13 protein-coding genes are annotated in these 13,725 nt (G+C 38.4%); 12 read left to right on the top strand and 1 reads right to left on the bottom strand.

Annotation, left to right across the window (positions count from 1 at the left end):
- The first annotated feature begins 1 nt into the window (after nucleotide 1).
- The 9 genes from dnaJ to ATE92_RS01490 all read left to right on the top strand — a co-directional run bounded on the left by dnaJ (nucleotide 2) and on the right by ATE92_RS01490 (nucleotide 10,620).
- Nucleotides 2-1,123 carry a molecular chaperone DnaJ gene (dnaJ, locus tag ATE92_RS01530; RefSeq protein WP_100802025.1) on the top strand — a complete coding sequence of 374 codons (1,122 nt, stop codon included), beginning with the start codon at nucleotides 2-4 and terminating at the stop codon, nucleotides 1,121-1,123.
- Between the two features lie 252 nt (nucleotides 1,124-1,375).
- Entirely contained in the window at nucleotides 1,376-2,302 is a 927-nt protein-coding gene (locus tag ATE92_RS01525) for an ABC transporter ATP-binding protein (RefSeq protein ID WP_100802024.1), read from the top strand.
- 3 nt (nucleotides 2,303-2,305) lie between these two features.
- Entirely contained in the window at nucleotides 2,306-3,613 is a 1,308-nt protein-coding gene (locus ATE92_RS01520) for an ABC transporter permease (RefSeq protein WP_100802023.1), read from the top strand.
- Nucleotides 3,614-3,618: 5 nt separating this feature from the next.
- The gene (locus ATE92_RS01515; RefSeq protein ID WP_100802022.1) at nucleotides 3,619-4,545 is read left to right on the top strand and encodes a mechanosensitive ion channel family protein; all 927 of its coding nucleotides are present in this window, start codon (nucleotides 3,619-3,621) and stop codon (nucleotides 4,543-4,545) included.
- 15 nt (nucleotides 4,546-4,560) lie between these two features.
- Nucleotides 4,561-5,451, top strand: a complete 891-nt coding sequence (locus ATE92_RS01510) for a DUF6268 family outer membrane beta-barrel protein (protein ID WP_100802021.1) — start codon at nucleotides 4,561-4,563, stop codon at nucleotides 5,449-5,451.
- A gap of 2 nt (nucleotides 5,452-5,453) precedes the next feature.
- The gene (locus ATE92_RS01505) at nucleotides 5,454-6,617 is read left to right on the top strand and encodes a sigma-54 dependent transcriptional regulator (protein ID WP_100802020.1); all 1,164 of its coding nucleotides are present in this window, start codon (nucleotides 5,454-5,456) and stop codon (nucleotides 6,615-6,617) included.
- Between the two features lie 7 nt (nucleotides 6,618-6,624).
- Nucleotides 6,625-7,503, top strand: a complete 879-nt coding sequence (locus ATE92_RS01500) for a PPK2 family polyphosphate kinase (RefSeq protein ID WP_100802019.1) — start codon at nucleotides 6,625-6,627, stop codon at nucleotides 7,501-7,503.
- On the top strand, nucleotides 7,496-8,926 hold the full coding sequence (locus tag ATE92_RS01495) for a M20/M25/M40 family metallo-hydrolase (RefSeq protein WP_369819731.1): 1,431 nt from the start codon (nucleotides 7,496-7,498) through the stop codon (nucleotides 8,924-8,926). Before ATE92_RS01500 ends, ATE92_RS01495 begins: the two co-directional genes overlap by 8 nt.
- A gap of 176 nt (nucleotides 8,927-9,102) precedes the next feature.
- Entirely contained in the window at nucleotides 9,103-10,620 is a 1,518-nt protein-coding gene (locus tag ATE92_RS01490) for a helix-turn-helix domain-containing protein (RefSeq protein ID WP_100802018.1), read from the top strand.
- A gap of 257 nt (nucleotides 10,621-10,877) precedes the next feature.
- Here the strand turns inward: ATE92_RS01490 and ATE92_RS01485 are convergent, their stop codons facing one another.
- Nucleotides 10,878-11,333, bottom strand: a complete 456-nt coding sequence (locus ATE92_RS01485; protein WP_100802017.1) for a DUF1801 domain-containing protein — start codon at nucleotides 11,331-11,333, stop codon at nucleotides 10,878-10,880.
- 91 nt (nucleotides 11,334-11,424) lie between these two features.
- Between ATE92_RS01485 and ATE92_RS01480 the strand changes: the two genes are divergently transcribed.
- Genes ATE92_RS01480 through ATE92_RS01470 form a run of 3 tightly spaced genes read left to right on the top strand, consistent with a single transcriptional unit; the run spans nucleotide 11,425 to nucleotide 13,622 of the window.
- A complete protein-coding gene (locus ATE92_RS01480; protein ID WP_232729095.1) occupies nucleotides 11,425-12,810 on the top strand; it encodes an MATE family efflux transporter in 1,386 nt (461 codons plus the stop codon).
- A gap of 10 nt (nucleotides 12,811-12,820) precedes the next feature.
- On the top strand, nucleotides 12,821-13,051 hold the full coding sequence (locus ATE92_RS01475) for a hypothetical protein (RefSeq protein ID WP_100802016.1): 231 nt from the start codon (nucleotides 12,821-12,823) through the stop codon (nucleotides 13,049-13,051).
- A complete protein-coding gene (locus ATE92_RS01470) occupies nucleotides 13,044-13,622 on the top strand; it encodes a phosphatase PAP2 family protein (RefSeq protein WP_100802015.1) in 579 nt (192 codons plus the stop codon). Before ATE92_RS01475 ends, ATE92_RS01470 begins: the two co-directional genes overlap by 8 nt.
- Nucleotides 13,623-13,725 lie beyond the last annotated feature (103 nt).

Raw genomic sequence — 13,725 nt, 5'->3', positions numbered from 1 at the left:
TATGAAGCAAGATTATTACGAAATATTAGGTATCTCTAAGGGTGCTTCGGCAGCTGAAATTAAAAAGGCCTACCGGAAAAAAGCAATTGAATATCATCCTGATAAGAATCCGGGAGATGCCAAGGCTGAAGAAATGTTTAAAAAGGCAGCCGAAGCTTATGAGGTCTTAAGCGATCCCGATAAAAAGGCCCGTTACGATCAATTTGGCCATCAGGCTTTCGAAGGCGGTGGCTTTGGCGGCGGCGGCGGAATGAACATGGACGATATTTTTAGTCAGTTTGGTGATATTTTCGGTGGAAGTTTTGGTGGTGGTAACTTTGGAGGTTTCAGTGGTTTTAGCGGAGGTGGAAGACGTACTATAAAGGGAAGCAATTTGCGTATTCGGGTGCAACTTTCATTAGAAGAAATTGCAAATGGGGTAGAGAAAAAAATTAAAGTTAAACGTAAAAAGGTTGCTCAAGGAACTACCTATACTACCTGTGGCACCTGTAATGGTCAAGGACAGGTTACGCGTATTCAAAACACCATTTTGGGACGCATGCAAACTTCTGCGACCTGCAGCACTTGTGGTGGTAGTGGACAAATTATAGATAAAAAACCGGCCAATGCCGATGCGCAAGGAATGTTGGCAACCGAGGAAACGGTTTCAATAAAAATTCCGGCAGGGGTTGTAGACGGGATGCAATTAAAAGTAACCGGAAAAGGAAACGATGCCCCCGGAAATGGAATCCCGGGAGATCTGTTGGTGGCTATTGAGGAAAAACCTCACCCTTCATTACAACGGGAAGGGGATAATTTACACTACGATTTATACGTTAGTTTTTCGGAAGCGGCATTGGGAACTTCAAAAGAAATAGACACCGTTACCGGAAAAGTTCGGATTAAAATTGAATCGGGCACTCAGGGTGGAAAAATTTTAAGATTACGCAATAAAGGAATCCCCAGTATCAATGGATACGGTACGGGAGACCTTTTAGTACACATAAATGTTTGGACTCCGAAATCGTTGAGTAAAGAACAAAAAGAGTTCTTCGAAAAAATGGCAAATGATGACCATTTTCAACCCAAACCGGAAAAAGAAGACAAGTCGTTTTTCGAAAAAGTGAAGGACATGTTTTCTTAAGAAAAAGTTAATATTCAAATAAATTTAATTATATTTGGTAATCACTATTTCTTAATAGTGATAATTTTTCTTTTTCATAGCAATTTTTTTCCCACCCTCTTTGTTGTTTATCGAGGGTGGGTTTTGTTTTTAGCCATTTTATCATTTTTTGTAACAATACCTCTCCTTACCATACCAACTGTTTAAAATACTCTTAATAGTTCGGGCACTTCATGTGCAAATCAATATCTTTACTAACTCTTATTTTTTACTATGGAAAAACTCTTAGTGGCTCAAAATGTTTCCAAATACTTTGGTGATTATAAAGCGTTAAACAATGTATCAATTGAAGTACCTAAAGGAAGCATTTTTGGACTTTTAGGCCCTAACGGAGCAGGAAAAACTACCCTTATTCGAGTTATCAATCAAATAACGATGCCCGACTCCGGAATGATCTTTTTGGATGGTAAGCCGCTGCACCCCAATGATATACAGCATATAGGCTATTTGCCGGAAGAACGAGGTTTGTACAAGACAATGAAGGTGGGAGAACAATGCCTTTATCTGGCGCAGTTAAAAGGGCTTTCCAAGCAAGAAGCGAGAATCCGACTTAAGTACTGGTTTGACCGATTGGAAATAGGGGATTGGTGGAACAAAAAAATTCAGGAATTGTCCAAAGGAATGGCACAAAAAATTCAATTTGTGGTTACTGTATTACACCAACCTAAGCTACTCATCTTCGACGAACCCTTTAGTGGCTTCGATCCTATTAATGCTAATCTTATAAAGGATGAAATTTTAAACTTGAGAGATGAGGGAGCCACGGTAATTTTTTCAACCCACAGAATGGAATCTGTCGAGGAAATGTGTGACCATATTGCTCTTATCCATAAGGCAAATAAAATTTTAGACGGAAAACTGAACGATATAAAACGTGCCTATAAAACCAATACCTTCGAAGTAGGAATTAACACTGCAGATCAGGACAAGGTTGCCCGGGCCTTACAAGAACGATTTGAGGTAATTCCCACTTCCTTCAAAAGTATAAATGACGAACTTCAATACAGAATAAAAATTCCCGAAACGGCTTCAGCAAACGACCTGGTAAATTATTTGGCCACACAAGGGCAGCTTACTCACTTCGTTGAGATAATTCCTTCAGCAAATGACATTTTTATAGAAACCGTTCAAAAAAATTAAGCCATGAATCACCTTTCTTTAATTATTAAAAGAGAATACCTAAACAAGGTTCGCAATAAATCGTTTATTATCATGACGTTTTTGAGTCCGTTACTCATGGTGGGAATCTTTTCATTGGTAGCTTATTTATCGGAGCTTAATAATGATAAAATACGTGTTATTTCGGTGCTAGACGAGAGTGGGATGTTCGCTAATCAGTTTGACGATTCTCCGAGTATTCAATACAATCTGCTATCAGACATTTCTCTTGAAGCAGCCAAAGAACTTTCAGAAAAACAAAGCGATTACGGCTTGCTTTATATTCCAAAGACAGCTACTATTGAAGGACTTTCCACGGCAATAACATTTTATTCGGAAGACTCTCCTTCATTGATGGTAATGGACGATATTGAAGATGTAATTGCCGAAAAGGTAAATACACTTCGACTCAAGGAGGCAGGTATCGATGCTCAAACCATTAAAGACTTGCGTATAAGAATAAGTGCAAATTTGGAAACTTTTAAGGGGGAAGAAACCTCAAAATTGGGTTCAGGATTGAAATTGGCATTTGGAGGTGCAGCCGGTTACCTGCTCTTTATGTTTATCATTATATACGGGAACATGATTATGCGCAGTGTGATTGAAGAAAAAACAAGCCGCATTATTGAAGTCATTATTTCTTCGGTAAAACCAATGAAACTTCTGTTAGGAAAAATATTTGGAACCACCCTGGCGGGAATTACTCAATTTCTGGCTTGGGTTATTTTATTAGGGGTATTAAGTATGATTGTTACTTCAATATTTGGCATAGACCCTTCTGCCATGCAATCTCCCCAGCAGCAAATGCTCGAAAACAGCGGTGTTGGCGCCGAAAATATAATGCAGGAAGTTTTTGTTGAAATAGGGAAACTCCCCATTGCCAATCTCATAATCATGTTCATTTTATTTTTCATAGGAGGATATTTACTATATGCTTCTTTGTATGCAGCCATTGGTGCGGCAGTAGATAGTGAGACCGACACTCAGCAGTTTATGCTTCCAATTTTACTACCTTTAATTTTGGCGGTATATGTTGGATTTTTCACAGTAATTGACAATCCGCATGGAACTGTCTCCCAAGTTTTTTCGTACATACCGTTAACCTCACCGGTTGTAATGTTAATGAGAATTCCGTTTGGTGTTCCAGTTTGGCAACAAATACTTTCAGTTGCAATTTTATTTGCTACATTTATCGGAACGGTTTGGTTTGCGGCAAAAATTTACCGCGTTGGTATTTTAATGTACGGCAAAAAGCCCAGCTATAGAGAGATAATTAAATGGCTTAAGTACTAAAAAAAGTGCAAGAGGAAAACGTAAAAGAAAAGATTTCTGAAGTTGTGAAAGATGATATTTGGGGAGGTATAAAGGATTTTCTCGAATTAGGCGTTCACTTTGGAGAAGGAGATAAGCAGATTGACATCACTGTTGGTTTATTGTTGCTTATAGCGGTATCTTTTATTGTTGCCAGTTTTCTGCTTAAATGGATCCGGATACTCTTCACCCGGAAAATGGAGACTACTGACAAGTTAAAATTTATAAGCGTATTCAAGTTTATAAAATATGTCACTTATATCATCGTTGTTTTCTCGGTACTTAGTTTAGGGGGAATTAACATAACGCCTTTTTTAGCCGCATCGGCCGCCTTATTAGTGGGATTGGGTTTGGCGTTACAAGAACTGTTTCAGGATATAATTGCGGGAATTTTTATAATAATAGACAAGTCGCTCTTGGTAGGTGATGTTATTGAAATTGAAGGGAAAGTTGGTCGCGTGATGGAGATTAAACTTCGCACTACCAGAGCATTAACAAGAGATGACAAAATTATTATCATCCCAAATCACAAATTTATTACCGACACAATTTATAATTACACCCAAAACCATCGAACCACAAGAGAATTGGTACGAGTGGGTGTTGCCTATGGCAGTGATACTAAAAAGGTGGAAAAACTGTTATTAGAAAGTGTTGCATCACAAAAAGGAGTTTTAAAAACTCCAAAACCATTCGTTTTGTTCGAAGATTTTGGTGATTCGGCACTCGTGTTTAGTATTTGTTTTTTTATAACCGATAGTTTTGTCGATCCCCGTATTAAAAGTGAAATACGTTTTCGAATTGATACTCTTTTTCGTGATAATAACATTACCATTCCATTTCCTCAAAGGGACGTTCATTTATTTACAAACCAAACAAATACAGATCTTTCGGCTAACTTGGCAGAGGATTGATCAGGAGAAATTTTTATGAAAAAGCATTTTAGAGTATGTATTGTTCTTTTCTTGTTTGCTATTACTCTCACGGCCCAAACTACAGATTTGGCCAGGATAGAGTATTTACACATTCCTTTTGCAAAATCAGATAACTCTATAAATCGCTTTAGGGCGCTTGTTCAGGTTCCCATTCCGTTGTATGGCGAGTCCAAACAGTTTATAGTAGTTGGATTAGAATATCGTTATGTTGATATCAATATTGAAGATCCGGTTCCATTCGACCCCAATGTTATAAGCAGCGTACAGCAAATAGATGCCTATTTGGGTTATACCTTCAAGTTGGAAAACGACTGGAGAATTGGTTTTAAGGGAGGTGTGAAATTGCAATCTAATTTTAAAGATAATATCGTAAATGATGACATCATCTATGAAGGTGCTGTGTATTTTATTAAAGATAAAAAGGGCGATTCAATCCCGCATCCCTCGCGTTTAATCTTAGGACTAACCTATTCAACTACGCCGGGGCGAAACTATCCCTTACCGCTTTTTAATTATTTCAGAGAGTTTCATCCCAACTGGACATATACCATTGGTGTTCCAAAATCGAATGTCCGTCATTATCTGAATAACAATCATAAGGATGCAATTCAGGCTTTTGCAACCTTGGACAATTTCTTCGGAAATATCCAACAAAATATTACGCTTCCAAATAACCCGATTTTGGCCGAAAATGTATCCATGACAATGGCAATTACAGGAATTGGGTACGAACATTTTTTTACAGAACACTTACTTTTGTATACGTACGCGGCACATTCAATATATAATGAATTTCGTCTGCGCGACAAAAACAGAGAAACTGCTTATATTATTAATGATAAGAACACTTTTTATATTAGAGGTGGCTTAAAATTTAAATTCTAATAATGCCAAGAATATTAATTATTGAAGATGAAGCTGCAATTCGCCGGGTACTGGTAAAGATTCTCACTGAAGAAAGCGATACCTACGAAGTTACCGAGGCAGAAGACGGTCTTGCCGGAATAGAACTGGTTAAAAAAGAAGATTTCGACCTCATGCTTTGCGATATTAAAATGCCCAAAATGGATGGGGTAGAAGTACTGGAAGCCGTTAAAAAAATAAAACCTGAAATCCCAATAGTAATGATATCCGGTCACGGAGATCTGGACACTGCTGTTAATACAATGCGATTAGGTGCTTTCGATTATATTTCGAAGCCACCCGACTTAAACCGATTGCTCAATACCGTCCGAATAGCATTAGACCGAAAAGAATTGGTGGTTGAAAATACTCGGCTGAAAAAAAAGGTCAGTAAAAACTACGAAATGATTGGGGAATCCAAAGCGATTGCTCACATTAAAGAAATGATAGAGAAAGTTGCTCCTACCGAAGCACGAGTACTTATAACCGGCCCCAACGGGACAGGGAAAGAATTAGTAGCCCACTGGTTACATCAAAAAAGTGACCGATCTAATGGAACTATGATTGAAGTGAATTGTGCCGCAATCCCGAGTGAATTAATTGAAAGTGAATTATTCGGACACGTGAAAGGGGCGTTTACTTCAGCCAATAAGGATCGTGCGGGTAAATTTGAAGCTGCAAATGGAGGTACTATTTTTCTCGACGAAGTAGGCGATATGAGCCTTTCTGCTCAGGCTAAAGTATTGCGAGCTTTACAGGAAAACAAAGTGCAGCGTGTGGGAAGTGATAGAGATATTAAAGTAGATGTACGTGTTGTAGCGGCGACTAACAAAGACCTGAAGCAGGAAATAGAAGAGGGTAGATTTAGAGAAGATCTGTATCACAGACTGGCTGTTATTCTAATCAAAGTCCCGGCTCTCAATGAAAGAAGGGAAGATATCCCGTTGTTGGTGGATTATTTCACCAAGAAAATTACAGAGGAACACGGAACAGCCGCTAAAAAGTTTTCGAGTAAGGCATTACATCTTTTGCAAGAATACGATTGGACGGGTAATATTCGCGAATTACGGAATGTGGTGGAACGCTTAATAATTCTTGGCGGAAACGAAGTTAGTGAAGAAGATGTAAAACTTTTCGCAACAAAATAAACTACGTATGGATTCAATAAATACTTCTAATAGTAAGATTAACGGTACAGTAAAAATTTCGGAGTTGCCCACACGTGTCAATTCAGAACTTTCAAAAGATCAGTTGGAAGATGAATTGCAAATAACCCGTCGTAAACTCGGAGAATTACAAGATACCTTATACGCACACGGAAAATATGCCGTGCTTGTATGTTTACAAGGAATGGATACAGCCGGAAAAGACAGCTTGATTCGTGAAGTATTTAAAGATTTTAATGCGCGCGGCGTAGTAGTTCATAGTTTTAAAGTCCCAACCGAATTGGAACGGAAGCACGACTATTTATGGCGTCATTATATTGCACTGCCTGCGAGAGGAAAATTTGGAGTTTTTAACCGTACACATTATGAAAATCTACTGGTTACCCGAGTACATCCTAATTATATTTTGGGCGAACTTTTACCCAATGTGAATAGTCCCGAAGATATTAACACCAAATTTTGGGACAAACGCTTCGAACAAATCAATGCTTTCGAGAAGACCATTGCGCAAAACGGGACACTTATTTATAAATTTTTCCTGAATCTTTCCAAGGAAGAACAAAAAAACCGATTGTTACGACGGTTGGATAAACCTAATAAAAACTGGAAGTTTTCACCGGGGGATCTGGAAGAACGTAAACTATGGGATAAATATATGGTGTGCTATGAAGACATTCTCAATCGAACTTCAAAGCCTCATGCTCCATGGTATGTTATTCCGGCAGACGATAAGCCATCCGCCCGTCTTATGGTAGCATCCATTCTATTAGACGAGCTTAAAAAGTATAACGATATTAAAGAACCGGAGCTGGATGAAGATATTAAAGCTAAAATTTCAGAATATAGAAAACAGTTGGAACATGAATAAATTGATGAATTTAAGAACCCTATTCCTAATAGTAATTACACTTGGTATTACTTCCGAAATACAATCCCAAAAGGTGAATGTTGAAGATTCTTTAATGATGCGTGCCATTTACGATGCCGCATTATTAGAGGGGAAGAGCTACTCCTGGTTGGATTATTTGTCTAACGAAATTGGCGGAAGACTCTCAGGATCATTACAAGCCGAACAAGCCGTTAGCTATACCGAAGCTCAGTTAAACGAACTTGGACTCGACAAGGTCTGGCTGCAGCCGGTAATGGTTCCCAAATGGACCCGTGGGGTAAAAGAATATGCCTTTATTGAAACGGCTCCCGGGATAAGTTCAACCACAGATATTTGTGCCTTAGGAGGCTCTGTGGCGACACCGGACAGCGGACTAAAAGCAGAGGTTGTTGAAGTTTCGGGGATTGAGGATTTGGAACGTCTAGGCAGGGCAAAGATTGAAGGTAAAATTGTGTTTTACAATCGGCCGATGAAAGCTAACGTTATAAATACTTTTGAAGCGTACGGCGGTTGCGTGGATCAACGCTATGCAGGCGCTATGGAGGCAGCTAAATTTGGCGCCGTTGGTGTCATTGTCCGCTCCATGAACCTGCGTCAGGATGACTTTCCTCATACGGGCTCTATGACCTACGGTGATACTCCGGTTAACGAACGTATTCCGGCTTGTGCGATTAGCACAAATGGGGCAGACTATTTAAGCAGTGCTTTAAAGTTGAAATCGGATTTGCTGTTTTATTTTAAACAGAATTGCAAGACGTATGACGATGTGCAATCTTACAATGTTATCGGAGAAATAACAGGTTCTGTATATCCAAAGAGATATATGGTTGTTGGCGGACATTTAGATTCCTGGGACTTGGGAGACGGATCACACGACGATGGTGCGGGATGTGTACAATCTATGGAAGTACTTCGATTGCTGAAAAAAGTAAATTACAAGCCAAAACACAGTATAAGGGTTGTATTATTTATGAACGAAGAGAACGGACTTCGCGGCGGAACCAAATACGCTGAAGAAGCAAAGCTGAAAGGAGAAAAACATGTTTTTGCACTGGAAAGTGATGCAGGAGGATTCACGCCTAGAGGATTTTCAATTGACGCAAACAAAGCAAACTTCGAACAGATAGTAAATTGGAAGGCCTTGTTTGAACCTTACTTAATGCATTCGTTCGAGTTGGGCGGAAGTGGTGCAGATATTGGTCCGTTGAAGGAAGAAGGAATGGTGTTGGCTGGATTACGACCCGATTCACAACGATATTTTGATTATCATCACGCCGCAAATGATACGTTTGACGCAGTAAACAAACGCGAACTCGAATTAGGTGCAGCTGCAATGACAGGCTTTATTTATTTAATGGATAAGTATGGTACAAAGACCGAGGTATCATCGATTAAAAAATAATTTTTCGTCTACAAGTAAATGATTTTTTAACCGAAATAATTCTCCTTTAAAATTCCCTTTATTTTACAATAGTTTACTCCAAATATCGCTAATATTTACTAACGATAATTAGTAAATTATTATCGGGGGATACTTTTACGGTTCATTTTTCTGAAACAAGTTGTATCTTTAATTTAATGAAAAGATTTGTTGTGAAACGAAAAATTCAAATACCATTTTCCTCTTGCAATTTACTAGTGTTGTTCCTTTTTTGTTTCTTAAATGCAGGAGCGCAAACCGGTACAGAAAGCACTCTACCCGATTTTCGGGTGGAACGTTATGAGAACGGTCGCATTCGTTTTGTCCTGGCCGAAGTGAATGAAGCATTGCATTTGTCACAGGATTCTATCGAAGCCTTTAAGGCTCACGCCATTGATTTTGCAAAGCAAGGCGAACCCGAAATTGCTTCAGAGTATATTCTAAAATATATAAGTGCCACGACCGATTTGTCGATATTAAACGACCATCTTTTTCAGAATATAAAGGATTCGACTGCCTATCAGAAAATAAAACAACAATACACTCCAAAGGTTTCGTTTTTATCAATTTTGTACCTATATGCCGGGCTTTTGGGCTTTTATATTTTTGTGCTACTGAATTTAAAAAAAGGTGTCGACCGCATAGGAAATTTGTTGATTAGCCTCTTTATTTTATTCCATTCCTTATTTATTTTACACCTTAGTTTGTATGTGATAAATTACCAATATCATTTACCACATACACTTTTCATATCTACTACCTTCTCATTTTTATACGGACCGCTCCTTTATTTTTATTTTAAACGAATCAACTTTAATTACAAGTTTAAGGTATGGGACGCGCTGCATTTAGTACCATCGATTATGCTGTTAATTTACATCATGCCGTATTATCTTATGTCGGCCAATGAAAAGTTTAATGTCATATTCGATAAAGAAGGATTTCTCTTGCCCGGAGCATATACTATAATTATTGTAAAGATAATTTCACTTGCAGTTTATGCCTTCTTGATTTTTAAAATGTACAGACAAAACGTCAACAATCAAAAGGCAGTTGAGCATAGGGAAGAAGAAAAAAATAAAATTTTATGGCAGCGAAATATGATGTCAATCAATGTGATGTATCTTTTTTCGTATATAGTTTATGCCGGAATTATTACGAGGGTCATCACCATCCCCTGGTTAATTCACCTTCAAATTATGGTGATGGTGCTTGTGGTATTCTATGTGGCTTATATTTCGCATGAACAACCTGAGATATTTAAGGGAATCGTCAAGTTAATGGATCCAACCGATTTGTTTAAGTATAAGAAATCCGGACTCACTCCAAGCTTTTCACATGACCTTCGGGAGAAGTTGGTTTATCTTTTGGAAGAGGAAAAAATATACAGGCTTAATTCTATTAATTTAGACATGTTAGCAGAAAAAATGGATACAACAAGGCACAATGCCTCCCAGGTAATCAATGAACACTTTGGCTTAAATTTCTTTGAATTGATAAATCATTATCGAATCACTGAAGCTTCAGAGATTCTAAAAAATCAAACCGATAAAAAGATGAGTATTATTGAGGTAGCGTACGAAGTTGGCTTCAATAATAAAGTTACTTTCAACAAAAGTTTTAAGAAATTTCACTCGGTAACTCCTTCTCAATATATAGGTTCACTTCAGTCCTAAACTCAAATTGCGTTTGTAAGGAAGGTAAAAGATTATAGGCTTTACCCTAATGCACTGCTTTCTTATCGATATTTGGAGATAGTTAAATGAATGCTTGTTGTTTACCTGTTTCTTCCAACAAACTTTGTCTTTATACACGGAGGATGTATCATAAATAACTTTTGGTAAACTTCAGGTTATTATTCGCAGCACTTATTAATAAGTAGGTTATGTGTTAGTTGATGGACCGTCTGTAAAGCAACTTACAGACGGTTTTTTCAATTCTTAAGAACACTTTCATATCGCTCAATCCATTGCTTCGGACTTACCTTACCAACCAATTCCCCTAGTAGTTCAAACGGTATTTTATTCATATTTTTAAATCGGACGCAGCTTTTACCCATATCGAGTTTTCCTGAAACATGTTTAGGATATTCGGAAGAAAACCATTCCATTAATTTCGGGTCGCTGTAAATGCCCATATGATAAAAACCGATGTGATTTTTTTGAGATGCTACATTTATAAAAGGAAGTGGTAGTGCAGGGTCGCAATGATATCCCTCCGGATAAATTGTATGTGGTACCACATATCCTATCATACCGTAACTCATCATTTCTTCAAAACCCTTGGGCAAATTTTTCAGAATCACTTTACGCAGTTTTGAGATGACTTCTTTGCGGTCTTCAGGCAGTGCATCAATGTATTCGTCGGGTGTTTTGGCGTGAGATTGCATGGGTAGAAATTTAGAATTTAAATATAAGAAAGTTTTATGCTTTTTTCGGTTTTGTGTTTTTTACCTTAGCACCTTGTTTTAAAATTGCGCCTTGCTTTCAAAATACACCAACGAATTTAAGTACAATATCTCCCTAGCGACACCTGTTATTCTTGGGATGCTTGGGCATACTGTAGTAGCTTTGGTAGATAATATCATGGTAGGGCAAATGGGGACTGCCGAACTGGCTGCAGTTTCTTTGGGAAATAGCTTTATGTTTATCGCAATGTCCCTGGGAATAGGTTTTTCGACAGCCATTACTCCCTTAGTCGCCGAAGCAGACGGAGAAGGTAATTTCGAAGCCGGAAAGTCTTCTTTTAAACACGGATTATTTCTCTGTACTGTTCTTGGAATTATGTTGGTGTCGATGGTTTTTATTGCGAAACCACTCATGCATGTGATGAAGCAACCACCCGAAGTGGTCGATTTAGCAATGCCTTACCTAAATCTGGTTGCAATTTCCTTAATTCCACTGATCATTTTTCAAGCATTTAAGCAGTTTAGCGATGGCCTATCCCTAACACGCTTCCCAATGTATGCAACCATTGCGGCAAACATTGTAAATGTCATCCTCAATTATATGTTTATTTTCGGAAAATGGGGTGCTCCCGAATTAGGTGTGGTAGGTGCTGCCATTGGGACCTTGGCTTCGCGAGTAATTATGGTGGTTTATCTGTGGTATCTGCTTGCAAGACACAATAAATCGAGATACTACGTGCTTCATATCAAGATATTCACGCTTACCAAAGCTATGATTAAAAAAGTGCTGGGTCTTGGATTCCCCTCGGCCATGCAAATGTTTTTTGAAGTGGCTGTTTTTACTGCTGCTATTTGGCTTTCAGGGATTCTTGGAAAAAACCCTCAGGCTGCCAATCAAATTGCCCTCAACCTATCGTCTATGACCTTTATGGTTGCGATGGGCTTTAGTGTCACTGCAATGATCCGTGTGGGCAACCAAAAGGGAATGAATCGCTTTACCGAATTACGCCGTATTGCAAATTCCATCTTCTTGCTAACCACTATAATGGCCGTGGCATTTGCTATTTTATTCATGATCTTTAATGTTGCGTTTCCAAAGTTGTATCTGGATATGGACGATCCGCTTAATCTTTTAGACAACGCAGAAGTGGTCACAATTGCTTCCCAATTAATGATAATTGCCGCAGTATTTCAAATTAGTGATGCTATTCAGGTAGTGGCGTTGGGTGCGCTTAGAGGCATGCAGGATGTAAAAATTCCCACCTTAATTACCTTTGTTGCGTATTGGTTAGTGGGATTTCCTATTTCGTACTATCTAAGTATGCACAGCGATTACGGAAGTTCGGGAATTTGGATTGGGCTTTTGGCCGGCCTAACCGTTTCGGCAGTATTCCTTTTCATTAGATTTAATTATCTTTCGAAACGTTTGATACTCACAGAATCGAATACCAACGAATAAATTTTCTCATATGGATTTTCCGAAATACTTACTTGGCGATAATACAGATTACCCAACGGCTATCTTTGTAATACATACCGAATTCCCCAGATTCATTATCAATCTTGAAAACGATGAGGTGGAATGGTTGGAAGAATTCGATGCACACGATGAAAAGGAACTCGAAGCGGAAACCGAAAATTATATCAAAGAGGCAACCGATTTCTACGATCGGGAAATAGCGCGCTACGAAAATGATTGAAGAATTACTGAAATACGATTCGCAACTCTTTGTCTTCCTTAATTCCTGGGGAAATGAATCCTGGGACACCTTTTGGTTGATCGTGACTTCAAAATGGGCTTCCATCCCTTTGTATGCCGCTTTACTTTATTTGGTGTACAAACATTTTGGGATCAAGGGAACTCTAATTATTATGGTTACTGTGGCGCTTATGATCACGGCAACCGATCAGTTAGCGAATCTTTTTAAACACGGAATTCAACGTCCGAGGCCCTGTCAAGTAGAAAGTTTAAAAAGTGTGATACGCTTTGTGGCCGAAGGTTGTGGTCGCTATGGTTATTTTTCGGCACATGCTGCAAGTTCCATGGCAACGGCTGTTTTTTTGGGTCTTTTACTGAAACAATGGTATAAATATCTGCCGTTTTTACTTCTATTCTGGGCTGTTCTATTAGGCTATAGCCGAATTTATGTGGGCGTGCATTATCCTTTAGACGTTATAACGGGAATGTGTTTTGGCGGAATTCTGGGATGGATCTTTTACAATGTACAAGCCAAGGTTCAAAAGAGATTCAATAATGCTTACTTAAGGTAGAACCCACTTTTCCAAATACTATTTAATTGCCATTTAACGGATTCCGTATCAAGTACGGAATGACAAAAAGATGTGCTAGAATTATTTTTCTTGAAATGAGAAA

It is taken from the genome of Ulvibacter sp. MAR_2010_11 (assembly GCF_002813135.1).
Lineage (GTDB): Bacteria > Bacteroidota > Bacteroidia > Flavobacteriales > Flavobacteriaceae > Altibacter.
Note: the sequence above shows the minus strand (reverse complement) of the source record. Positions and strands in the feature narration are given on the sequence as shown.